Annotated in this window: 13 protein-coding genes and 7 pseudogenes; 13 read left to right on the top strand and 7 right to left on the bottom strand. The window is 56.3% G+C overall.

Annotated features, from left to right (window positions below):
- Nucleotides 1-22: 22 nt before the first annotated feature.
- Complete coding sequence (gene mscK, locus HLB35_RS12080) at nt 23-3,478, top strand: mechanosensitive channel MscK (RefSeq protein ID WP_422822456.1); 3,456 nt, start codon at nt 23-25, stop codon at nt 3,476-3,478.
- On the opposite strand, the gene HLB35_RS12075 is transcribed toward mscK, so the two are convergent.
- The 3 genes and pseudogenes from HLB35_RS12075 to HLB35_RS12065 form a co-directional block, all read right to left on the bottom strand.
- A complete protein-coding gene (locus HLB35_RS12075; RefSeq protein ID WP_171702754.1) occupies nt 3,466-4,230 on the bottom strand; it encodes a TlyA family RNA methyltransferase in 765 nt (254 codons plus the stop codon). The two genes, mscK and HLB35_RS12075, sit on opposite strands and share 13 nt — an antisense overlap.
- Before the next feature lie 7 nt (nt 4,231-4,237).
- Nucleotides 4,238-6,261 (bottom strand): annotated as a pseudogene (locus tag HLB35_RS12070) (hypothetical protein).
- A gap of 51 nt (nt 6,262-6,312) precedes the next feature.
- A complete protein-coding gene (locus HLB35_RS12065; RefSeq protein ID WP_171702753.1) occupies nt 6,313-7,536 on the bottom strand; it encodes an ATP-grasp domain-containing protein in 1,224 nt (407 codons plus the stop codon).
- A gap of 212 nt (nt 7,537-7,748) precedes the next feature.
- On the opposite strand from HLB35_RS12065, the gene HLB35_RS12060 reads away from it, so the two are divergent.
- The 3 genes and pseudogenes from HLB35_RS12060 (at nt 7,749) to HLB35_RS12050 (ending at nt 9,414) form a co-directional block, all read left to right on the top strand.
- Complete coding sequence (locus HLB35_RS12060; RefSeq protein WP_171702752.1) at nt 7,749-8,075, top strand: DUF1820 family protein; 327 nt, start codon at nt 7,749-7,751, stop codon at nt 8,073-8,075.
- Nucleotides 8,076-8,159: 84 nt separating this feature from the next.
- Complete coding sequence (locus HLB35_RS12055; protein ID WP_235937164.1) at nt 8,160-8,756, top strand: TIGR04211 family SH3 domain-containing protein; 597 nt, start codon at nt 8,160-8,162, stop codon at nt 8,754-8,756.
- 12 nt (nt 8,757-8,768) lie between these two features.
- Nucleotides 8,769-9,414 (top strand): annotated as a pseudogene (locus HLB35_RS12050) (class I SAM-dependent methyltransferase).
- Between the two features lie 44 nt (nt 9,415-9,458).
- Here HLB35_RS12050 and HLB35_RS12045 read toward each other — a convergent pair.
- A pseudogene (locus tag HLB35_RS12045) lies at nt 9,459-10,051 on the bottom strand (YajG family lipoprotein).
- 374 nt (nt 10,052-10,425) lie between these two features.
- On the opposite strand from HLB35_RS12045, the gene rpe reads away from it, so the two are divergent.
- The 7 genes and pseudogenes from rpe to trpC all read left to right on the top strand — a co-directional run bounded on the left by rpe (nt 10,426) and on the right by trpC (nt 16,946).
- Nucleotides 10,426-11,127 (top strand): ribulose-phosphate 3-epimerase, encoded by a 702-nt coding sequence (gene rpe / locus HLB35_RS12040; RefSeq protein WP_171702750.1) that lies wholly within the window; start codon nt 10,426-10,428, stop codon nt 11,125-11,127.
- Nucleotides 11,128-11,138: 11 nt separating this feature from the next.
- Nucleotides 11,139-11,836, top strand: a pseudogene (locus tag HLB35_RS18955) (phosphoglycolate phosphatase).
- A complete protein-coding gene (gene trpE / locus HLB35_RS12030) occupies nt 11,833-13,320 on the top strand; it encodes an anthranilate synthase component I (RefSeq protein WP_235937149.1) in 1,488 nt (495 codons plus the stop codon). The pseudogene HLB35_RS18955 and the gene trpE overlap by 4 nt, the downstream one beginning before the upstream one ends.
- A gap of 101 nt (nt 13,321-13,421) precedes the next feature.
- Nucleotides 13,422-14,156 (top strand): phosphoribosyltransferase, encoded by a 735-nt coding sequence (locus HLB35_RS12025; RefSeq protein WP_171702749.1) that lies wholly within the window; start codon nt 13,422-13,424, stop codon nt 14,154-14,156.
- Nucleotides 14,157-14,486: 330 nt separating this feature from the next.
- Nucleotides 14,487-15,076: pseudogene (locus tag HLB35_RS12020) on the top strand (anthranilate synthase component II).
- A gap of 37 nt (nt 15,077-15,113) precedes the next feature.
- Nucleotides 15,114-16,133: an anthranilate phosphoribosyltransferase gene (gene trpD, locus HLB35_RS12015; protein WP_171702748.1), complete on the top strand. Its 1,020-nt coding sequence runs from the start codon at nt 15,114-15,116 to the stop codon at nt 16,131-16,133.
- A gap of 10 nt (nt 16,134-16,143) precedes the next feature.
- Nucleotides 16,144-16,946: pseudogene (gene trpC, locus HLB35_RS12010) on the top strand (indole-3-glycerol phosphate synthase TrpC).
- A gap of 57 nt (nt 16,947-17,003) precedes the next feature.
- Here the strand turns inward: trpC and ydiJ are convergent.
- Both ydiJ and HLB35_RS12000 read right to left on the bottom strand, forming a co-directional pair.
- Nucleotides 17,004-20,131 (bottom strand): annotated as a pseudogene (gene ydiJ / locus HLB35_RS12005) (D-2-hydroxyglutarate dehydrogenase YdiJ).
- A 172-nt stretch (nt 20,132-20,303) separates the two neighbouring features.
- Complete coding sequence (locus tag HLB35_RS12000) at nt 20,304-20,462, bottom strand: hypothetical protein (protein WP_216601502.1); 159 nt, start codon at nt 20,460-20,462, stop codon at nt 20,304-20,306.
- A 559-nt stretch (nt 20,463-21,021) separates the two neighbouring features.
- Between HLB35_RS12000 and serS the strand changes: the two genes are divergently transcribed.
- Nucleotides 21,022-22,299 (top strand): serine--tRNA ligase, encoded by a 1,278-nt coding sequence (gene serS / locus HLB35_RS11995; RefSeq protein ID WP_171702746.1) that lies wholly within the window; start codon nt 21,022-21,024, stop codon nt 22,297-22,299.
- Here the strand turns inward: serS and HLB35_RS11990 are convergent.
- Nucleotides 22,289-23,011 carry an SIMPL domain-containing protein gene (locus HLB35_RS11990; RefSeq protein ID WP_235937148.1) on the bottom strand — a complete coding sequence of 241 codons (723 nt, stop codon included), beginning with the start codon at nt 23,009-23,011 and terminating at the stop codon, nt 22,289-22,291. The two genes, serS and HLB35_RS11990, sit on opposite strands and share 11 nt — an antisense overlap.
- A gap of 322 nt (nt 23,012-23,333) precedes the next feature.
- On the opposite strand from HLB35_RS11990, the gene HLB35_RS11985 reads away from it, so the two are divergent.
- On the top strand, nt 23,334-24,458 hold the full coding sequence (locus tag HLB35_RS11985) for an AI-2E family transporter (protein WP_171702744.1): 1,125 nt from the start codon (nt 23,334-23,336) through the stop codon (nt 24,456-24,458).
- The last annotated feature ends 2 nt before the right edge of the window (nt 24,459-24,460 follow it).

Raw genomic sequence — 24,460 nt, 5'->3', positions numbered from 1 at the left:
CCTTGAGTCATCCTTGACTTTGGTGATTGCGCTTAGCGATGACGCAACGGACAATGCGTCGATAGTCGATAAGATAACCTGGCAGTTAAAAATACTGCCACCCCGTTCACGGGATGCACAGGGTGCGTCGTTGCTAGCCAGGCTCACCCTGTCGCTGCTTGAAGAGGAAACGCCGGTGTCGAGATGTGTAAGCGGGTTGATCTGTCTGCTTTTATGCTGGCTAGTGGCCGGGGTGTCCATGAGCGCCATGGCGCTTGAAATTGAGGGTGTTCCAGAGCGCGATGAACTGGACGCCCGGCTGGCAACGCTGGAAGACATGCAAAGCGAGCCCAACGCAGCCCAGCTGCGCGAACAGCAAGCGCTGGAGGCGGCGTTAGGGGCCTATGATCGCTTGCTTGCTCTGGATGAGCGCCAGCGCCTGCTGGAGGAGCGTGTTGAGCGTGCGCCTGATGAGCTTATCAGTCTGGAACGCCAGTTAGCGGAAATAGCCGCAGAAGGTGAACCTGTCCCCTTGGCACGGCTCAATAACCAGTCGCTTGAGGAACTGGATGCGCAGCAAGCGCAGGCAGTGACACAGCTGCAGCAGCTGCAGAATCAACAGGCAGAGATCAGCGCTCAACTGTTATCCGCACAGACGCTCCCGGAGCGTGCCCAGCAGTCGATTGCCACCGCCTTGCAGCGGATCGAGCGGCTGCGCCGTGAGCATGATGCGCGCGATGCCCTCTTGAGTGAGAAGGAGCGCAGTACCAACAGTGATGCACAGCTGATCCAGCTGCGCCTGGAAAGAGTGTTGGCCGAAAGGGAGGTGACATTCCATCAGCGTGAGCTGAGTACCAACAGCCGTTTGCGCGAAATTGCCCAACAGCGGCGTGAGCTGGTTGCCCTGCAGATTGCCCGCCAGGAAAAAGCCCTTGAAACCCTGCAGAGCGTGATTGATCACAAGCGCCGCTCGCAATCCGAACAGGCGATTGCTGATGCCGCACGTGATAATTCACTGATTGGCGCGGAGCATCCATTGGTAACCCGCGCTCAGGAGGCGAACCAGACCTTAAGCCAGGAACTGCTGCGTACCACTGATCGTGCCAATAGCGTGGTGCGTGAAAACATTGATACCCAGCGTCAGCTGGACTACACCCGCCAGTTGCAGCGTAGCCTTAACGAGCAGATTGAAGCCATTCGCGGCAGTCAGCTGCTTTCACGCATCCTCCGTGAACAGCGTCAATCCCTGTTGACAGTGAGTGACCGCCGGGAATTGCAGGATGAAATTGCCGACTTGCGGCTCAAGCAGTTTGAACTGATTCGCCAACGCGATGAGCTGCGCCATGGCGATCGGCTGGCATCCCAGCGATTGATGGAAGCCGGGCTTGAACAAGCCCCAGAGCTTCTTGAGGCGTTAACGCGCCTTTATCAGGCTCGCCGTGAATTGGTTGAACGCCTGGAACAGGCTTACGGCACCCTGCTAAGCGCGGCAATTGAGCTGCAGCTTAATCACCAGCAGCTGGTCAGTATCACTCAGGATCTGCGCGCCACCATTGAAGAGCAGCTTTTTTGGGTAGCCAACAGCCGTCCGCTGGATTTGAACTGGTTACGTAGCCTTCCTACGGCCTTGCATGATGAGTGGTATAACGGCGAATGGCGCAGCGTGGTGAGTAACCGCTTATCGCTGGATTCCTGGTCGGTGTTTAAAGGCACTCCCGTCATACTACTGGCTGGCGTTTTGCTGCTCCTGCGACGGAAAATCAAGCATCAGCTTGGCCTTCTGCATGCTCAGATAGGGCGGTTGAAAAGCGATACCCAGCTACATACGCCCAAGGCGGTATTGTTGAATGCGCTGCTGGCACTGCCGCTGGCGACGCTGCTGGCAGGCGCTGGGTTATTGCTCAATGCGCCGGTGCTGATGCAGGTCGCGCTGCTCTGGGCGGTGGTGGCCTGGGGGCGCAGGATTCTGGTGGTGCACGGCGTTGCCGAACAACACTTCAAATGGCCAACCGGGTATTCACGCCGGTTGCGTTCGTTACTGGGTGGCTTGGGTATTGCCATGGTGCCGGTGGTGGCAATTGCCGCCATGGCAGAAGAGATTCAGACACCGCTTGCGATGCGGCCCTTTGCGTTTGCTCTGCTCACTGTGGGTTTGGTGGCTATGAGCGTATTACTGGTCAAACTGGTGATTGCTCACCTGCCATTTTTCGGGATAAGGCTGTTCCGGCTGACTCTGGGGCTAAGCATGGCAGCGGTGCCGCTGGTGATGATGGGGCTAGTGGCTTGGGGGTACGAATATACCGCGCTCAAGCTGATTCAGCGCTTTGTGGTCACGCTATATATTCTCGGTATGTGGGTAGTGGTCGAGGCCACTGTGGTGCGTAGCCTGGCGGTGGCAGCGCGGCACTTGGCCTATCAGCGTGCCCTGGCCAAGCGTCACGCCCAGTTGCAGGAAGATGCTGAAGGCAGCAACGAATTAGTGGAAGAGCCCCCTTTGGATATGGAGCAGATCAGCAACCAATCGCTGCGCCTTTCCAAGCTGATTTTGCTGATTGCCTTCAGCGCGCTGATTTATGGCGTCTGGTCGGATCTGCTCGGGGTTCTCAATTATCTCGATCAGGTAGCGCTGGTGAATCTTTCCGATGAGGCGCTAGTGGAAGATGTGCTGTCAATTTCCGACTTCTTTACGGCGCTGTTTATTATTGCCGTGACCACCATCATGGCGCGTAATCTGCCGGGGCTTTTAGAGGTAATGGTGCTGTCGCGGCTGGCCCTCAAACAGGGCAGCGCCTATGCGATCAGCTCGCTGCTGTCCTACACCATAGTTGGGGTGGGCGTGGTGATGTCGCTTGCCGCGCTGGGCGTATCCTGGGACAAGCTGCAATGGCTGGTGGCGGCCTTGAGTGTAGGCCTGGGCTTCGGGCTGCAGGAGATTTTTGCCAACTTCATTTCTGGCCTGATCATCCTGTTCGAGCGGCCCATCCGGATTGGTGACACTATCACCCTGGGTAACCTGCATGGCACCGTTAACCGTATCCGTATTCGTGCCACCACGGTGACTGATTTTGATCGCAAGGAAATCATCATCCCCAACAAGACCTTTGTAACCGATCAGCTGATTAACTGGTCCCTGTCGGATAACGTCACCCGGGTCGTGCTGACTTATGGCGTGGCTCACGGTTCAGACCTCGCCATGGTGCATCGACTGTTGCATCAGGCGGCGGCGGAAAATACTCGGGTGCTTAGCGACCCGGAGCCGCAGGTGTTCTGCGTCCATTACGGGCCGCATAATTTCAACTTCGAACTGCGCATCTTCGTCAATGACATCATGGATCGTCTGTACGCGTCAGATGAGATCAACTGCCGGGTGGATGAGCTTTTCCGCAACGCCGGAATACGGGTCGCCTTCGAGCAGATGGATGTCTGGCTGCACAGTGACCGCTCAACGCCGGTGCAAGTGCAGTCCATTGCGGCGGATGCTCGCCGTCAGGCGGAATGATCCAAGCGGGCATGGAGCAGAAACTCCCGATTACCGTCGCCGCCGGTAATCGGGCTCTCCTGCCAGTCAAGAATCGTCAGCTGATTTACCTGGCAGGTGTGACGCAGCTTGTCTTCAACCTGAGCAAAATACCTCGAATCAGTCACCACGCCGCGCTTGTCCAGTGCCTGGGGGCTGAGCTCAAACTGTGGCTTGACCAGTGAATAAAGCTCACCACCTTCCGGCAGCAGGGCGGCTATCTCGGGCACGATCAGGGTTTGCGAAATAAAGGAGACATCCATCACTACCGCATCCAGCGGTGCCTCACCCAAGGCGGCCAATAACTCTGGTTGCTGACTCATGCGCCGGGCATTGATACCTTCCAGGCAGATGACCTGAGGGTGTTGGCGTAGCGCGTCAGCCAGTTGCCCGTGGCCAACCTCAATACCAATCACAGTCTTTGCCCCAAAGCGCAGGGCGCAGTCAGTAAATCCGCCAGTGGACTGACCTACATCCAGTACTGTCTGACCATCAAAGCGTTTGTTTCTGGCCAGCAACAAGGCTTCAAGCTTCAGCCCTGCGCGGGAAACATAGCGCTCTTCCGGGTCATCTGCGACGGCAAGCGGGGTGTTTTCAGCCAGTTTTTCGCTGGCCTTGGTCAGGGTCTGTTGCGTATCCGCACGGCTGACGCGCCCATGGCGAATCAGCCGCTGAGCGCGGGTACGTGAAGCGGCCAGCCCAAGGCTGACCAGCAGTTGGTCGAGTCGTGGCATAAAAGCGTCAGGTTTGAGGCGGCTCAGGCGGCGCTATACCTTCCTCCGCCTGTAAATCTGTTGGGGGAAGACGGTCAGCACCCCAGCTGCGAGCCAGGTGGCCCTTTACTGTTTCCAGCTCTGCGTCGGTGACGTTGGCAAGCTCGCCGCGCTCCAAAGGGTCGAAGTGGTAAATATACAGGCGCGAGGCAAATTGCTCAAAAGGCAGTGAAGCTTCACCGAAACGCTCACCGTGGCCAGAGGTGCTGACCACGACCCCATCGCCCCAGTTCTGTCCGCTATCGTTATTGGGGTTGTAGAAGTAGATGCGCATCTGATCATTGGGGCCAAGAGAGGCCCGCAGTATGGTAATCGCATGCCAGCCGATAAACCGCGCAGCGCTGTCGGTTACCGCAATACCTGCAGGCTGAGGGTGGATAAGCGGCTGATTGCCATTGTAATAGGGGTGATAGCTGGCGTAGAAGTGGCGCAGGAAGTCATCCACATCCATCAGCTGGCCGCTGGCCACATCGACGTTGATACGAAACCCGCGACCCGCCCACCAACCATGAAATTCCGGGTTGACCCAGCGGTGCGGGTCACCTTCACGGCCTATGCAGCGGCGGCCCATTTCGGCATAAATGCGGTCCAGATGCGGTACAACAATTAATGAGACCGCGTCCAGATCCATGGGAAGCTCGGTTGCCACGCCGCTCTGGCTCTGTAATGACGAAATCGGCTGGCCTTCAAAATGCATGACGATTTCATCATCCCGAGCGGCCCAAGCGACCATCTGCAACATGTAATCCGGGTCGTTATAGGCCCACATGGAAAGCGCTCGCGCTGACTGGCAGGTCGGGTTATTGCCTTGACCAACTCCAAGCGGCAGGCCAAGCATGCACAGCACCCCTTCCAGCAAGCGCGCCTTGGGAGATGCATTGGTGCCATAGGCGATATTAAGCCGCGATTCTGACCACTCGGAAAGCGAAAGGCCAAGTTGGCGCCACAACGCAGGGGCAACAGGAGACTGATAGAGAATGCCGCGCTCAAGCATCAGCGCCAGGCCGTAGACTGATTGGCAGGTGGCGGGATACACGCCGCCGCGTATCAGGGCGTGAACCAGTTCTCGGTAGCACAGCAGGCAGTCGCGCCCGGTGGAGGAAAGCCCCAGTGCCTCAGCGACCAGATAGTCGCTGACATCAAGTAGATGGCGGATAAGCACCGGGTGATAGGGCGAGACCAAGCCGGTGTCGTGCATGGCGCGGGCAAAGCCGGTGGCTTCTGCCTGCAGGGCGGCGTTGTCCATGACTTCCAGCCGCTGGCGATAAATATCAACGCCGGGGTCTTCCTGACAGGCCTGGGTCGGGCCATAAAGCGAGCTGACCAGCCGCGCAGCGCCCTGGCCGCTGCTACCCAGGTCAATCTCCGGGTTGGCCTGACACAGAGCAATCTGGGTGATCATCTGCTTGATTGAATCAACCTGGATGGGCCGCTGCTTGAGAATCCGCCAGATCTCGTCGATCAGCTGATCAATAATATGCTCGTAGCCGATGCGTTCAGCCAGGTGTTGAAACAGCTGGCGCGAAATCAGTGCTAAACGCCCCTGAGTTTCGCGCTCGGCCTCTGACGGAGCGGAGAACAGCTGCCACAGGTTAATGGCCATGACCTGGGTCAGGTAATGGTGGGAATGCTCAGCGGATACCGCAGGGTGAACATAGCTGCCTTTGGCCACCGCCAACAGGCGCAGTTCGCTAAGCGCCTCAATGACCACCCTATTGGCATCGGCGCTTTGCAGCGCATAGGTCGTCAGGGAGGGCACCAGAAATTGGGGGTTGCCCAGTCTGAACCTTCGAACACACCAGCGTTTTCCAGGGTGGCGGCGTGAGATTCAAGTGCTGCACAGCCACCGGGCTGAAGCAGAACACGCCGCGCAGTATCGAATACTCGTGGCAGTTTAGCTGGCTTGGAAAAAACCGGCGCCTGATCCAGCAGGCGCACGGCATCCAACAGCTTTTTGACTAACAGGTTCAGCTTGTCATCTTCGGGGAAGATGTATCGTTTTCCGTCGTCACGGTGACTCCTTATCCCAACCTTTGGGTAGGATTATACATAGAAGTCGAGGTCTTCTTGGTGTTTTAGCAAATCGCGAATTGTGTGAGCATCATCGCCCTTGAAGTAAATCAGCCCCCAGTGGGTGCCGAAGGCAGTACGCTTGGTCACGGTTTCTTCCATCGGTGGCGTCAATTCGTGAGATTCAAAGTAGGGGTGATCTTCAACTTCTTCGGGGATTTCCAGACGGCTGACCACGCGGCGGCGTGGATACACCCCAAAGCAACCCGCGTAACCATCGGCGTCAACCACTTCTTTCGGGAAGAAGCTGGCGACTTCCTCGGGCGTCGTGTGGGGGTCGAACACCAGCATGGATGCCTGATAGGCGTTAAAACCATACACCCGCTCCAAAAGCTCAAATACCTTGAAACCGGGCGGACGATAGGCGACTTCGCCAAAGTACATTTCGCCATCGCTGGTAACAAAGTACTCGGGGTGGATCAGACCGAATTCGATATCGAAGGTCTTGATCAGTTTCTCGATCTGGGCAGTGATCTGCGGGCGATACTTTTCGATTTCTGGCGAGCCGGGTACGAAGACCGAGTACCCCAGGGTGACGTATTCGGATATATTCAGAAAGGCAATCTTGCCGTTGTGAATCCAGGCCTCGACAGCAAATTCCCAGCCATCAAGGTGGGATTCCATCAATACCGGAAATTCTTCCTCAGGAATGGTATCCACTTCATCCGGGGTGCGAATCACTCGGTGACCCAGACAGCCCGCCTTGTCGAACGCCTTCAGGTGAATGGGGTCGTTCGGGTCGCCATCCAGCTTGAGCAGCGTCTGGTTAACGCGCTTCAAAAAGCGCACAACGTCTTCCTTATCATGGGCTTCTTCAAAAATACCTACCCGGATACCGCCCAGCTGAGCGCGACGCTTCATCAGTGCCTTGTCGCGCAGCAGCAGCGACTGGCCATAAAGACGCGGATTATCGAGCAGTACCGAATTGATGGCACCGGCCCATTCGACGGTTTCCTCGAACAGTGGGATGGCAACATCGACCCCTTTTTCCTTCAGGGTCTCGGCAATTTCCATGGAGCGATCATTAAGTCGCTCAAAGTTCCATGGAACATGGGGGATATCATGTTTCTGGCAGTAATCTTCTGCCCAGTCGGGGGCAACCACGATATAACGTCGATCAAACGTTTCCGCAGCTTCAATAGCATTGAGGCTCCAGCCAAGTAAAGCGATATAACCTTTATTGGGATCCTTCTGCATAATGATAGCTCCTGAGTTTAAGGTGGGCGCTGAATGATGAACCGTAAAGCGATGGTTACTTTTCTACCATACAGGCCTAAACACGCACCGGCCATGGCTGTTTGAACTCTGCATCAACGCTTTGCAGGCAAAATACCCCAGCTGTGGTAGGCTTGCGGGTTTTTACGGGTAACAATGCCCAGAGGTTCAAATGCCAAGAGGAAAGGGTCAAAATGGCGGCTAAGCCGATTTATCGCGTCGTCGTTCACCAGCACGGTGAAGTATGGGAACTCTATGTGCGTGAAATCTTCCAAAGTGAGCTGTGGGGGTTCATTGAAGTGGAAGAGTTTGTGTTTGGCGACCCCAACCGGGTTGTCGTGGATCCCACCAGTGAAAAGCTTGAGCGCACTCTGGAAGGTGTGAAACGCAGTTATCTGCCCCTGAATGCGATTATGCGCATTGATGAAGTGGAAAGGGGTGGGCCGCTGAAAGCGGTTAAAAGTGAGGCGCGGGTGGCTGAATTTCCGCGTCCTTTCCCACTGCCTTCGCGGGATAGCTGAGCGACTTCGCGATGACCACCCTTAGGATGAACATTTTTAGGACGAAAAATGAAGCAATTCACTCAACGCCGTGCCCGTGCAGCCATGACGATGTTACTGCTTGGGCTGACCAGTGGTACTGCGCTGGCGCAGTCTAACGAAGCCTGGGTGAGCGATGAACTGAGCACCTATGTGCGCAGTGGCCCAACCGATGGCTACCGGATTATCGGTACTCTGACCGCCGGTGAACAGGTCGAGGTACTGGAAACCAGCGGTGATTACACTCGCGTACGTAACAGCGACGGCAATGCTGTCTGGGTCCTGAGTGATGAACTTCAGGGTACTCCCAGTGCCCGGGAGCAGCTGCCTGCGCTTGAAGGTCGGGTTCAGGCGCTGTCAACCGAACTGGCAGGTATTAACGAGCAGTGGGAGCAGCGGGTGGCTAGCATGACCGAAACGCTGGATGTTCGTGAAAAACGTATCAGCGAGCTTGAAAACCGCAACGCTGCCCTTGAAGAAGAAGCCAGCCAGCAACTCCAGCAGGTGCGTGAACTCCAGGCGCGTCTGGATACTCAGGAAGAAGATCTGCTATTACGCTACTTTATGTATGGCGGCGGTGTCGCGGGGGCAGGCCTGATAGTGGGCTTGATCGTGCCGCACCTGCCGCGTCGGCGCAAGAAACGTGATCGCTGGTTTCAGTAAGGAGGCAAACTGATGCGTGAACAATGGCTGCAACGCTGGCGTGAAGGGCGCATCGGTTTCCACCGCAACGACACCCATCCGGCACTTGCGCACTTCTGGCCAAGCCTCGATATTCCCGCTGGCATCAAGGTGTTGGTGCCGCTTTGCGGCAAAAGTCTGGATATGCATTGGCTCGCTGACGCCGGCTATCCTGTGCTGGGCGTTGAGCTGGCGCCTGAAGCCATTGAGCAGTTTCTTGATGAGCAGCAGGGCAACCGCTCACAGGCGGGGGTATCACGTTATCGTCAGGGCGGTTTGCGATTGCGCGGCAAGGCATGGTGGAACTGTGGCAAGGCGATTTTTTCACCTGCATATCCGTCAGGTCGATGAGATAGGCGCGTTTTATGATAGAGCGTCGCTGATTGCCCTGCCGCCAGCAACGCGCCAGCGCTATGCGTTTCATCTGGCTCAGCTGGTGCCAGCCGGTGCACAGGGCTTACTGGTCAGTCTTCATCATGATGAGGGGGATAAAGGCCCGCCTTATAGCGTTCACAAAGCCGAAATCGAAACGCTGTTTACCCCCAATTTTGTGCTCACCGAGCTTGGAAGCGGTGCCAGAGATGCCCAGGGGCGAGTGGAAAGCGTCTGGGGGTTGCGCCGCCGCGGGCCGCTGGCCTGACAGGCTCAGCGGCGGAGAAAGCCGTGGTGGCGTTGCAACAATTGCTAGCGGGCCAGTAACTCGCCCAGCTGGCGGTCGCTGAAAGCGCGGTTTAGTGCATCACTGAGAAGCTCGTTAAGCATACGGGTATTGGCGTCTGGCCTGGTTTGACTGCGTAGCTCTGAACGCGACGGGACGTATAAGTACCCGTATAGGTCGCCCCCTGGTGTTGCACAATGGCGCGCAATACCCCTTCAATATTGGCTTCATTCAGGCCCAGCTGGCTGCTGTCACCGTGGGTATAGCTCAGGCTGGCAAGCTCCAGCGTCAATATCGGCCTGCCGTCAGCCCTTTCCTGTGTGGGTGTAAAGCCCATATCCGCCACCGCGCGCTCGGCTTCCTCCTGAAGTTTCGGCACCAACTGGTGGCTATCCACGGTAATCACAGAGGTCGACATGTCCTGGCCGCTGCGATGGCCAATCACATCAGAGTCACGGGCATCCTGAGCATACACGCTCACAGGCTGCCCGTTGCCAAGCGGTGGCACCTCAGCCGTGCGCGTTGGTGAGAGTGTCAGATAATGAGGGCTGGCGCAGCCCGCGAGCCAGACACCGACTAATAGTACGCAGAAAAGTGGAACAAGTTGACGACGACCCATGCAAGACTCCGGTTTTATTGTCTGAAGGTAAAAGCGTGAATCGTCATTATAGCGGCTCAGGTGACCGGCGTATTGGTAGAGACGCTGGCTGCCAGCGTCAGTGCCAACAGGCTGGCGCCCAGACGGGTGTTGTTGATGGTAGGCAGAACAGGAAATGCCATCTTGTAACTCCTTGAAGGCCGGTAAGCCTAACGGGTTAAGGGAAAGGCAAAGAAACTTAAACCTGCATTTATGGAATCACAGTCATTTTTATATTCTTTTTTAGAATACAAATGTGGGCAATTTTTATCCTGATGCGTTAGCTTGCTGCAAACGCATGATTTTAAGGTCTGGTATCATAGGCATGAATTTTTCATCTATGATCTGGATAGCTCATGACCACTCCACGGGATTTTCTGATTGCGCCCTCTATTCTCTCCGCCAACTTTGCCTGTCTGGGTGAAGAAGTGGATAAGGTGCTGGCCTCCGGCGCTGACTGGGTACACTTCGATGTGATGGATAACCACTATGTGCCTAACCTGACCATTGGCCCTATGGTCTGCGAGGCGCTGCGCAAGCACGGCGTTACTGCACCGATTGATGTTCACTTGATGGTGACGCCAGTGGATCAGATGATCAGTAGCTTCATTGATGCCGGGGCCGATATGATTACCTTTCATCCCGAAGCCTCCCTGCATATCGACCGCTCGCTGCAGTTGATCCGCGATGGCGGCTGTAAGGCCGGGCTGGTTTTCAATCCGGCAACTCCCTTGTCCTATCTTGATTACGTGATGGACAAGATCGATATGGTGCTGCTGATGAGCGTTAACCCCGGCTTTGGCGGTCAGGCGTTTATCCCCGCGACGCTTGATAAGCTGCGTGAAGCGCGGGCCAGAATTGATGCTTCTGGCCGTGATATCCGCCTTGAAGTGGATGGCGGCGTCAAGGTTGATAATATTGCTGAGGTCGCGGCGGCGGGTGCCAATACTTTCGTGGCGGGTTCGGCTATTTTCAGTGCCCATCAGGCCGATGATCCGAACGGCTATGACAGCGTGATCAGCCAGATGCGCGCCAAACTGGCTGAAGCAGGGCAATAACGGAGGCGCCAGTGCACGCACAGCTGAAAGACAAGCAACTGGTCGCCTTTGACCTTGATGGTACTCTGATTGATTCGGTGCCGGATTTGGCCGTCGCGGTTCAGAAAGCACTGGCAGACGAAGGGCTTGCCCAGCCGCAAGAAGCGCATGTGCGCGATTGGGTAGGCAACGGCGCGCCGGTGCTGATCGAGCGCGCACTGCGCTGGGCGCTGGGTAAGGCGGCGGATACGACGCTCAATGCGCGTACTTATGAGTCGTTTCTGGCCTACTACAGTGAAGCACCTGATCAATTGACCCGCCTCTACCCAGGCACCCTGGATGTACTTAGGGCTGTGCGTGCGGCGGGTTTACGCCAGGTGTTGATCACCAACAAACCCGAACGCTTTATCGTGCCGATTTTGCAGCACTTCGCCATGTTAGAGTATTTTGATCTGTACTTGGGGGCGATTCCCTGGCGCACAAGAAACCTCACCCGTTGCCACTGTTGCATGCGGCTGAAACATACGGCGTCAGCCCGGCTGATTGCGCCATGGTGGGAGATTCCCGCCACGATGTCGGGGCAGGCAAGGCGGCAGGTTTTACCACCTTTGCGCTGCCAGACGGCTATAACCACGGTGAGCCGATTGCCCTGAGTGCCCCTGATGTGCTGCTTGATTCTCTTTTTGATTTAATCGCTGAAACGCCCTGTGCGACAAGGATTGCCAGATGATGACGCCAGACACCTTTGCCGAGCTGGCCCAGGCGGGCTATAACCGTATTCCTGTTTCCCGTGATGTGCTGGCGGATCTGGATACGCCGCTTTCTACCTATCTGAAGCTGGCCAATACGCCTTGGACTTTCCTGCTGGAATCCGTTCAGGGCGGAGAAAAGTGGGGGCGCTATTCGATTATCGGCCTGCCTTGCCAGGAACGCATTGAAGTACGCGGTTTTACCGTGCGCCATATCCGCGAGGGTGAGTCTGAAGGGGTGACGGAAGTAGCTGACCCCTTGGACTGGATCGAGCAGTTCCAGCAGCGTTTCAAGGTGCCCAAACTGGATAACCGGCCGCGTTTTGACGGTGGCCTGGTAGGGTATTTCGGCTACGACACCATCCGCTATATTGAGCCCCGCCTGCGTGGAGTCGAGAAGCCCGACCCCCTGGGGGTGCCGGATATTCTGCTGATGGTGTGCAACGACCTGGTGGTGTTTGACAATCTCTCCGGGCGCTTGACGCTGCTGACCCATGCCGACCCGTCTGAACCTGAGGCGTTGTCCAAGGCTGAGCAGCATCTTAAGCATCTCGAACAGCGTCTTCGCGAGGCCTACACCCGGCCTGAAAGCAAAAAAGCGGTCGCTCTGCCGTTGAAGAAAGCGACTTTGAATCCGGTTTTACCGAAGAAGGCTTCAAGGCGGCCGTGGAAAAAAATCAAGGAATACGTGCTGGCCGGGGACATCATGCAGTGCGTGCCCTCTCAGCGCATGTCGACGCCTTATCAGGCGCCGCCGCTGGATCTGTACCGTGCGCTGCGCAGCCTGAATCCATCTCCTTACATGTTTTACCTCAATCTGGACGATCATCAGGTGGTCGGCTCATCGCCGGAAATCCTGACCCGCACCGAAGAAGGTGAGGTTACGGTACGCCCGATTGCAGGCACCCGTAAGCGCGGCAAGAACGAGGAAGAAGACAAGGCGTTGGAAGCTGAACTGCTGGCAGACCCCAAGGAGCTTGCCGAACACCTGATGCTGATTGACTTGGGGCGTAACGATGTGGGCCGCATCAGCCAGACGGGCAGTGTCGAGGTGACCGACCAGATGGTGGTGGAGCGCTACTCTCACGTCATGCATATCGTCTCCAATGTCACCGGCCAGCTGATGCCGTCACTGACCGCCATGGATGCGCTGCGCGCCACCTTCCCAGCAGGCACGGTATCCGGGGCGCCGAAGATTCGCGCACTGGAAATCATTGACGAAGTCGAACCGGTCAAGCGCGGTATCTATTCCGGTGCGGTGGGCTATCTGTCCTGGCATGGCAATATGGACACCGCCATTGCGATTCGTACTGCCGTGATCAAGGATGGTCAGGTACACGTTCAGGCCGGCGCTGGTATCGTCGCCGACTCCGTGCCAGAACTTGAATGGCAGGAAACCCTCAATAAGGGCCGTGCCCTGTTCAGAGCGGTGGCCATGGCGGAAGGTGGACTGGACGAGCGCTAGTCTTAAACTTGGCAAAGTGCAGCTATGCAGGCATGGTTTGTGCAAATGAGAGCGGTGATTTATTGACACTCACTTTCATACTATAGGCGACAAGTGAAGGCATGCCTCCACCGACCAATTTCCTGACGTTTTTCAGGACGCCCTGGAAGGATGATTTCCCTCGAGTTCCCTTTGCCACTCCTTTGGGTTCTGCTGAAAAACATCCGGATTATATGGCTGCTAAGTCAGGCGATATTGACGCCGCTAAAAGGTTGGTGGATGACCTTGTCACAGATGATTGCCTGGGCAAGGTCGGTATCATCATGGGGATTCGACAGCCTGTTATAGTGCCCGTGATTGCAGAAGAAGCCACGGGAGCCAACAGGATACCTGCTGCCTATGCGGCGCGCATTGCCAAGTATTTTGGCTTGCAGGTTAACCCAACAATTGTGCAGACGGTCAGGGCTTACCATACTAACGCTAGCGCTGACCACCGTTTGGCGAATCACGCGGCTTTTGATGGTGAGGTGGATGTAGGACAGGAGTACTTGATTGTTGACGATACCATGACCATGGGCGGTACTTTAGCCGGGCTGAGAGGGCATATCGAGGCACATGGAGGCCAGGTTATTGGTGCGACGACATTGACAGGATTTAATGAATCAGGGCAACTTGCGCTCAGTGAAAAAATGCGACACGATCTGTGGAATAAACATGGGGTACCGTTAGATGAATTCCTCAAACAAGAATTTGGTTTTGGCATCGACTCGCTCACACAAGGTGAAGCGGGACATTACCGCAAAGCCTTATCAATTGACGCCATCAGAAATCGAATCGCTGCGGCAAGACTCTATTAAAGCGATGGCTCGTCTGATGAGCTGAATGCTTCTAACGAGATTACCTTGCTGGAAGCTGATCATTTTCGATATCAAGAAAAGATACTTATGTGCAGCAATGAGCCATACGCTGTCCTCGAGAGGCGTTTTACATCATTAGCCCACTTCCTTTAAAGGACGTGGGTTTTTTGTTTTTGGCATGAATGAAGTCTGACAGACCTTGGCATAGCACCGATCCATACCTGGCGTTACAATGGCTTTCATCAGTGAAAGGCACGATGACCAATCTGGGTAAAAACCTGGGTAATACATGAGCCTTTTCAAAGTTGGATATAGGAGTTTCAAAGGCTTATGGTACAAAAAGTTCTGATGCTGGATAACTACGACAGTTTTACCTTCAATATTGTCCAGTATCTGGGTGAATTGGGCGCTGAGGTGCTGACACATCGTAATGATGAAATCAGCCTGGCTCAGATTGATGCCCTGGCGCCCAGCCATATCGTGATTTCCCCGGTCCCTGCACGCCAAATGAGGCGGGTCTTTCGATGGATCTGATCCGCCATTTTGCCGGTAAGCTCCCTATTTTAGGGGTATGCCTTGGGCATCAGGCCATCGGTCAGGTGTATGGTGGTAAGGTGGTGCGCGCGCCTCAGGTAATGCATGGCAAGACGTCGGCCATCCAGCATGATGCGCAAGGCGTGTTTGCCGGGCTTGAAAACCCGCTGGAAGTCACCCGCTATCACTCCCTGGTAGTGGATAAGGACAGCCTTCCCGAGTGCCTGGAGATTACCGCCTGGACAGGCGCCGATGATGTGACGCCGGATCTGATCATGGGTCTGCGCCATCGTGAACTGGATATAGAAGGCGTACAGTTCCACCCGGAATCGATCCTGACCCGTCAGGGCCACCAGCTGTTGGCCAATTTCCTCAAACGTAGCTGAAAACGCTCATTATCTCAGCCTGGAGGCTCACAAATTCATGCTCATGCGAGATGCCATTAACGCTGTGATGCAGCGCGAAAATCTGACCTTTGACCAGATGCACGCCTTGATGCGTCAGATCATGACCGGTGAGGCGACCGATGCCCAGATTGGCGGCTTGCTGGTGGGGCTGGCAATGAAAGGCGAGAGCGCGGTTGAAATCAGCGCAGCGGCCGAGGTGATGCGCGAGCTGATGAAGCGGGTGACTCTGGATACCGGCAATGTGGTTGATATTGTTGGCACCGGGGGCGACGGTGCCAATCTTTTCAATGTCTCCACGGCGGCAAGCTTTGTTGCCGCCGGTGCCGGGGCGCATGTGGCCAAACACGGTAACCGCAGTGTGTCGTCTTCATCAGGCAGTGCGGATCTTTTTGATATTGCCGGTATTTACCTGGATCTCAACCCGGAGCAGGTCAGCCGCTGTATCGAGCAGGTTGGCGTAGGCTTCATGTTTGCCCCCAATCATCACCCGGCCATGCGCCATGCCATTGGCCCGCGCCGCGAGATGGGGGTACGTACCCTGTTCAATATTCTCGGGCCGCTGACCAACCCGGCCGGTGCGCCGAATCAGGTGTTGGGGGTTTACTCGCCTGAGCTGGTGCCGCTGATGGCTGAGGTGTTGCAACAGCTGGGTAGCCGCCATGTCATGGTAGTACATTCCGAAGATGGGCTGGATGAAATCTCCCTGGCCGCGCCTACTCTGGTGGCAGAGCTGAAGGACGGTGCCATCCATCATTACACCATTGAGCCTGAAACCCTGGGCATCGAGCGCCAGAGCCTGGCTTCCCTGAAGGCTAACAGTGCGGCGGAAAGCCTTCAGTTGGTAAAAGCATCTCTGGCAGGCGAAGGGGCTGCGGCGGATATGGTGGCGCTGAATGCCGGTGCGGCGCTTTACTGCGCCGGTGTGGCGGATACCCTGAAGGAAGGCGTGATGGTCGCTCAAGACGCTCAGGCTTCCGGCCTGCCATTGGAAAAACTGCGAGAGCTGGCGCATTTCACCAGCGTCTTCAAACAGTAAGAGAGACCCTATGACTGATCAGGCAACGCCCACCATTCTTACCCGTATTCTGGCCCGCAAGGATCAGGAAGTCGCCGAGCGCCGCGAGGCGGTGTCTGAAACTGACCTTCTGGCGCTGGCCAAGCATCAGAGTGCCCCGCGTGGGTTCATTCAGGCCTTGAACCAGCGGATCGCCAGTGGCGACCCGGCCGTGATCGCGGAGATCAAAAAGCCTCACCGTCCAAGGGCGTGATTCGTGAGCACTTTGAGCCTGCCGAGATTGCCAGGCGCTATGCCGAAGGCGGTGCCGCCTGCTTGTCTGTGCTGACCGATGCAGACTATTTTCAGGGGCATGAAGACTACTTGATTGCCGCTCGGGATGCCTGCAGCCTGCCGGTCATCCGTAAGGACTTTATCACCCACGGCTATCAGGTCTCTGAAGCACGGGCGATAGGCGCTGACTGTATTCTGCTGATTGTGTCGGCGCTGGATGATGTCAGAATGCGCGATCTCAACCAGCAGGCCCAGCAGCTGGGAATGGATGTGCTGGTGGAAGTTCACGACGGTGACGAGCTGGAACGGGCGCTGGCGCTGGATCTCAAGCTGGTGGGTATCAACAACCGTAACCTGCACACCTTTGATACCAGCCTGAATACCACCCTGGACCTTCTGACACGTATCCCCGCAGACGTGACCGTGATTACCGAATCAGGTATTCATACCCGCGACGATGTTGAGCTGATGCGTGACCATGAGATCAACGGTTTTCTGGTCGGCGAAGCCTTTATGCGCGAAGAAGACCCCGGCCAGGCGCTGAAAACCCTGTTTTTCTAACGCTTTTTTCTTTGTGCTCATGCAACAAGCCCCGCTTCAGGCGGGGCTTGTTACGTTTTAACCGACGCTTTTCTGATCAGCCGATCTTAACTGCGTCAGCAGTGCCTGTAACGGGTGGGGCAAGGTCTGCTGTGAGAAGCGTTTGACCTGGCTGCGGCAGGAATAGCCGGTGGCTAGTAGTCTGCCGCTATTTTCCTCGGCTTCCACCTGGGGCTGCCAGGATTGAGCGTAGATGGTTTTTGAGGTTGCCACGTTACGGGTTTCATGGCCGTAAGTGCCCGACATGCCACAGCAGCCGCTGCTGGCCAGTTCAAGCTGTAAACCAAAGGCGTTAAACACCTGCTGCCAGGCCTTGGGGCTGCCGGGGGCATTGGTTTTTTCGGTGCAATGGGAAAGCAGCCGGAACCCTGGGTCATCCAGTTCAAGCCGCTGTGGCGCCAGGGTGTTCAGGTGCGTGGCCAGCCATTCCTGGAGCAGCAGCACGGGGGCACGGCATCCTGGCCAAGGGCTTTAACGTATTCCTGACGGTAGGTCAGCGTCATGGCCGGATCAATGCCCACCAGTGGTACTTCAAAACGCGCCAGGGTGGCTAAGCGCTTGGCCTGCTGACGGGCGGTGCGTTCGAAAGCGCCCAGAAAACCCTGCACATGCAGCGGTTTGCCGTTGGCGGAAAAGGGCATAACTAACACCCGTATCTCCAGGCGGGTCAGCAGTTCGATAATGTCCATCACCAGGGTGGCTTCAAAATGGGTGGTAAAGGCATCCTGAACCAGAACCACGCTATTGGCGCGCTGCTTTTCCGTCAGCATGGCCAGCGAGGTAGGCGTGGCTTCCGCGACCCCCAGGCGCGCAGCTGTTTTTTGACACTGGCGCGGGAGACCTTGGGCGAATCGCTGATCCCCAAGCCCTTACGCATCAGGGTATCCACCCAGCGCTGGCCGATCACGGCATTATAAAGCGGGGCCACTCTGCCCATGGTCGGCAGCATATGCTCGGTGCCACCGACGATATAGTCGCGCAGCGGGCGCAGGTAACGGCCGTGGTAGACTTCCAGAAACTGGGAGCGGAACTGGGGCACGTTAACCTTGATGGGGCACTGCCCAGCGCAGGATTTACACGCCAGACAGCTCGCCATGGCGTCATACACCTGATGGGAGTAGTCGTGGCGCTGTTTTCTGCTCAAGGTATTCATGGCGCGCAGCGGAAAGCTTTTAATAAAGCCAAACACACCTTCAGCTTTTTTCTTGCGTGACTCTTCCACTACGTCAATGCCCGCCTCCTGCTGCAAGCGCAGCCATTCGCGCATCAGGCTGGCGCGGCCCTTGGGTGAATGCACGCGATCCCGAGTCGCCTTCCACGATGGGCACATGGGGTCGTCCACATCGTAGTTGTAGCAGGCGCCGTTGCCGTTGCAATACACCGCCGCGTCATAGGCCTGCCAGGCGCGCTCATCAATGTGTCGGTCAAGCTGGCCGCGGGTAATCACGCCATCCACTTTGAGCAGGGCAGGGTCGCTGTCCCGGGCAATCACGCCATCATCAGGGTTGACGGAAGCGGGCAGGGGCGAAGCAATCTTGCCCGGGTTGAGCTGGTTTTCCGGGACGCTGCCTTGACCCGTTGCAGGCTGGGGTAGAGTTCAGCAAAGAATTTAGGGCCGAACTCGGAGCGTACCCCTTTACCATGCTCGCCCCACAGCAGGCCCCCATATTTCTGAGTCAGGGCGACGACTTCATCTGAGACCTCGCGAATCAGGCGTTCCTGTTGCGGGTCTTTCATATCTATGGCCGGGCGCACGTGAAGCACCCCGGCATCCACATGGCCGAACATGCCATATTGCAGCTCGCGGGCATCCAGTGCAGCACGGAATTCGGCGATAAAATCCGCCAGATGCTCCGGAGGCACAGCGGTATCCTCGACAAAGGCAATCGGGCGCTTTTCGCCTTTGGCATTGCCTAACAGGCCCACGGCGCGTTTGCGCATGGCGTAGACTTTCTGGATGTCTGCCCGCCCTTGGGCCAGGGTGTAGCCCAAGCGTTGAACGCTGGTATCCTGGCTCAAGTGATCCGTAAATGCCTTGATCCGGCGGGCCAGGCGCTCAGGGTCGTCGTCATTGAACTCGACCAGATTGATGCCGCGGATCGGTGTATCACCTTCAGGGAAAAAGGTGGCGACGCTATCCCACACAAAATCGTCCATGGCCAGCAGTAACACCTGATCATCGACGGTTTCAATCGAGGTCGGCCGCTCGCTGCTGGCCATCAGTGCCTTGGCATCGCGCAGGGCATCCATGAAGCCCGCGTAGCGCACGTTGACCAGGGTGGAGTGCTTAGGAATCGGCAGCACATTCAGGACGGCTTCATTCAGAAAGCCCAGCGAGCCTTCTGAGCCGCACAGCAGGCTGTTGATATCCAGCTCGCCCTGTTCGGTGCGCAGATGGGCCAGATCATAGCCGGTCAGGCAGCGATTGAGGGGCGGGAACTTGGCCTCAATCAGGTCTCGCTGCTGGTCAATAATCCTGGCGGCGGTGCGGTGAATATCCCCGATGATGCCTGCCTGCTGGCAGGCAGCGTCTTCCTCAGCGCTGCTGAGTGGGCGGCTATATGCAGGTGTTCACCGCCGATCAGGACGGTATCAAGCTCCAGCACGTGATGGCGGGTTTTGCCGTATTCACAGCTGCCTTGGCCGCTGGCGTCGGTTGAAATCATCCCGCCAATGGTGGCGCGGTTGGAGGTGGAAAGCTCTGGTGCGAAAAACAGCCCGTGGGGTTTAAGGGCCGCGTTAAGCTGATCCTTCACCACGCCTGCCTGAACCCGAACCCGACGGTTCGCTACATCAATCTCCAGGATGCGGTTCATATGCCGCGACACATCAACCACGATGCCGTCAGTCAATGACTGGCCGTTGGTACCAGTACCGCCGCCACGAGCGGTGAGCACAATATTGCGGTTAGGCACCTGAGCCGCCATTCGGGTAATGCGCGTGAGGTCTTCGCTGTGCTTAGGATACACCACCGCCTGGGGCCAGCGTTGGTAGATGGAGTTGTCGGTGGCTAGCACGGTGCGGCTGGCATAATCCGGGCAAATCTCACCTTCAAAGCCATTGGCCTTGAGGATTTCAAGGAAGCGCACATAGTCACTGCTTAGCGACTCAAAGGCGACGCGGTCAGAATCCAGGGATGCAATCATGGTAGGGGCTACGCCATCGTTATCGGCTCGGCTGCCTCAGGCAGAACGAGGTGAAAGAACACGGCCAGATTCCAGCCATTCGAATGCTTCCACTTTACCGCAGGCACCCCTGACTGCACACAGTAGCATCGGCAAAAAAGCCATAAAATGGCCACTGAGCACCGGTAACTGGTTAGCTGGCCTTGGCTTCCTGGGAATCTTTTTCCTCTTCAGCAGGCGCTGGCGCCTCGCTTGCGCGCAAACTCCGTCCAAGCCAGATCACGGTGCCAAAACACAAAACGCTGAGTAAGATGATACCGCCGTATACATAAGGCATGACATTTTCCAACATGACCTTTACCTCTCATTCGATACATGGATGATGCTATCCATACTAGCGGTTGGGTTTAGCCATTTATTGACCCAGGTCGTGTTTAGTGACAGCAAGTTGGAAATGTTCATATGCCTGGCTATTGAGTGAGGAAAAACATCTCTTCAATCTGCTCAGGCACCAGACGCGTTTACTGGATCAGTTCGCGAAAACGTCTGGTAACACTTCTAAAAAAGCTGGCTCACAGCTAATGATGCAGGTATTGATCGCTAGCTATGCCGATCACCTTGGCGCTGATTAAGCGCACCTGGTGGTATTCAAAATCGCGCTGACGACGTGCCCTGGGACGAAAAGATATGGCAATGCATGGAGCACTATGTAGCCTAGCGGGTGTATATCAGGGGAGCTTAAATTACTTGCATCCAGATTTCGGCGTTTTGCTATAGCAAAACGCTTACACGCTGACATCCATGGCTTACACCCAAACCCCATAGCCGTGCCTTGCGCTTTTGCCTACAATAGGCACCTTTATCACGGCGCTGGCCGTGAAGTTCACTGAATTCAGGCGAAGGAATGACTCATGCTCGACCCGAAACTGCTGCGCGGTGACCTTGATACGGTGGCGCAACAACTGGCCCGCCGTGGTTTTATGTTGGATACACAGGCGCTGCAGGCGATGGAAGCCAGGCGGCGCGAACTGCAGACGCAGACCGAGCAGCTGCAGAGCGAACGCAATACCCGTTCCAAGGCGATTGGCAAGGCCAAGGCCAATGGTGAAGATATCCAGCCGCTTTTGAATGAGGTCAGTGACCTTGGTGAGCGTCTGGATGCCGCCAAACAGCAACTGGCCGAGGTGCAGGCGCAGTGGGATGACCTGGTCAGCGGTATTCCCAACCTGCCCCATGAGAGCGTGCCGGAGGGCAAGAGCGAGGACGATAACGTTGAGCTGCACCGCTGGGGCACGCCGCGTGAGTTTGACTTCAAGGTGCTGGATCATGTCGATCTGGGCAAGCAGTCGGGGTATCTGGATTTCGACCTGGCATCAAAGCTGACTGGCGCGCGCTTTGCGGTGATGCGTGGGCCGATTGCGCGCCTGCATCGGGCGTTGGCGCAGTTCATGCTGGATACGCAAACCCTCAAGCATGGCTATGAAGAATGCTATGTGCCTTATATGGTCAACCGTGATTCGCTGATGGGCACCGGTCAGTTGCCCAAGTTTGGGGAAGATCTGTTCCGGCTGGATGATGAGCGTGACTATCACCTGATTCCCACCTCGGAAGTGCCGCTGACCAATTTCGTCCGCGATGAGATTGTTGATCAGGCGGCGTTGCCGATGAAACTGACGGCGCATACGCCGTGCTTCCGCTCTGAAGCGGGCTCTCATGGGCGGGACACCCGTGGCATGATTCGTCAGCACCAGTTTGATAAGGTCGAGATGGTGCAGATCGTTGAGCCGGACAAGAGCTATGCGGCACTGGAAGACATGCGCGGCCACGCAGAGGCGCTGCTGCAGGCGTTGGATCTGCCGTACCGGGTAGTTACCCTGTGTACCGGTGATATGGGCTTTGGGGCTGCCAAGACTTATGACCTGGAAGTCTGGTTGCCTAGCCAGGAGACCTACCGGGAGATTTCGTCAATTTCCAATTGTGAAGACTTCCAGGCTCGGCGTATGCAGGCGCGTTTCCGCCATCCTGATGAGAAAAAGCCGCAACTGGTGCATACCCTGAACGGTTCTGGCCTGGCGGTGGGGCGTTGCCTGCTGGCAGTATTGGAAAATCACCAGCAGGCAGATGGCAGCGTGACGATTCCTGAGCCACTGCGGCCCTATATGGGCGGTAATGCCTCGGTCAATCTTTAAGTAGCCACTCCACGCTGACCTCGGCATCAATTCGGATGGTGCCGGGGCGGTATTCCGCCTGGGGCGCCTTGCTGCCAGCTGCATCGTTGAGCTCAGCGCTCACCGCCATCATGCGCGGCTGGTACATGGGCGACTGGGTTTCCTGAATACGGTGTACCTTACCCAGTTCTGCGCCCAGTGTACTGGCCATCAGGTCAGCCTTGTGGCGGGCCTTTTCCAACGCCTTGACCAGCGCTTCGTCGGTCACGGCGTCTCTGTCCTTAAGGTCGAACTCGACCCCATTCAACTGATTGACGCCTGCACTGATCAGCGCATCCAGAATGGCGCTGACCTGTTCAATATCATCCAGCTGAACCTCGATGGGGCGCTCAAGTCGGGTGCGCTTGAGGGTTTCACTGCTGCCGTCTTCATTGCGGTTGTGGATCTGGCGCGGGTAGATGTTCAAGGAGCCAGCGGAAATGGCATCGCGCTCGATACCTTGTGATTCAAGCGTGGTGATCAGCTCGCTGGCGCGGGTTTCAAGCCTTGCTCTTGCTTCACTCAAGGCGGCATCTTCTTCCTCTGCCAGCCGCTCGATGGCGGGCGTTTCTTCCCATAGCCGTGCATTGAGGGTGGCCCTGTCGGGCACGACTTCGATATGCGCCTTGGCGTCAACGTTAAGCCGTGAGGTCTCGCTGGCCTGGGCCGTCGGGGCAAGTGCCATTGCCGTCATGCTACTGGCCATGAGCCAGTAGGGGACACATGAAAATGTTCTGGACAGTGTTCTGGAGAATGTTTTGGTGAGGGTTTTCATAAAAGCCTTCCTGACAGTGTTTAACGATAGCGAAGGTGATTCGCTGAGTAGCTGTTGACCCTGACGTGTACCAAGTTCGCCTTTGAGACGATTAAAGAGCAAAAGTTCTTGCTACCAGCATAGTTTCCTTTATTAGCTATATGGTTTTTGCTGCATGCTAACGCGTATGACGTTTGTGCAAAGGGGCGCGAGGCGTCATCATGCAGTATCCATCACCCTGCAAGGAGGCTTTGCGCGTCATATGCTTGACCCCGTTAAAGAACCGTCACAAAACGACAGCTACAGCAGTATGCCGCTCAATGCCACGCTATCTCTGGCGGCGCTAGTGATTATTATTGGTGGCATGAAAGCGGGCTCCAGCTTGCTGGTGCCGCTGTTGCTGGCGTTTTTTATTGCGGTGGTTTGTACATCGCCGGTGCAGTGGCTTCACCGCTTGGGGTTGTCGATGCGTTTGGCGGTGTTGCTGACCTTGATGGTGCTGCTGGGGCTGGCATCGCTGCTGGGCTTGCTGGTGGTTAACAGTTTCAGCACCTTTGTCGATTCGCTGCCGGATATTGAGACGCGCCTTTATGCGGCCTATGAGAGTCTGCTGAATACCTTGTCTTCCATGGGGCTTGCGATTGACCCTGAACAACTGAATACCCTGTTTGATAATCAGAGCATCACGTCCTGGATGCCGGCGATTCTGGGTGAGATCGGCAATCTGTTCATGCAGAGCATAGTGGTGTCGCTACTGGTGGTGTTCATGTTGTTCGAAACGCTGCACTTTCGCGACAAGGTATCGCTGGCGCTGGAAAATCCGGCGCCTAGCCTGAAGCGGTTCTCTGAGTTCAGCCGTACGTTCAAGCGCTATCTGGCGGTTAAGACGATTATCAGTCTGGCCACGGCAGTGCTGGTGTGGATTTCCTGTCTGGTGGTGGGAGTTGAATTTCCGCTGTTGTGGGCGGTCTTGGCATTTGCGCTGAATTTTATACCCAATATTGGCTCGGCCATTGCGGCGGTGCCGCCGGTGTTGCTGTTGCTGGTTTCTCAGGATAGTGGTTTGTGGCAGGCGTTCTTGCTATCAATGTGCTATTTGGGTATTAACTTCGTGCTGGGTAATCTGGTGGAGCCACGCTTGATGGGGCGCGCCTTGGGATTGTCGACGCTGATCGCGTTTCTCTCCCTGGTGGTGTGGGGCTGGGTATTTGGTGCGGCGGGAATGCTGCTATCGGTATTGTTGACCATGACGCTGAAGATTGCCCTGGATAGCCATCCGCAAACCCGCTGGATGGCGCATTTGTTGGGGCCAGGTGCGCATCTGGAGGATTCGGTTGAAAAGCCACTGCGTGAAGCGACCAAGCCTCCTATGAAGCGGGATGAATAGCG

The organism is Vreelandella azerica (genome assembly GCF_013112225.1).
Taxonomy (GTDB): domain Bacteria; phylum Pseudomonadota; class Gammaproteobacteria; order Pseudomonadales; family Halomonadaceae; genus Vreelandella; species Vreelandella azerica.
Note: the sequence above shows the minus strand (reverse complement) of the source record. Positions and strands in the feature narration are given on the sequence as shown.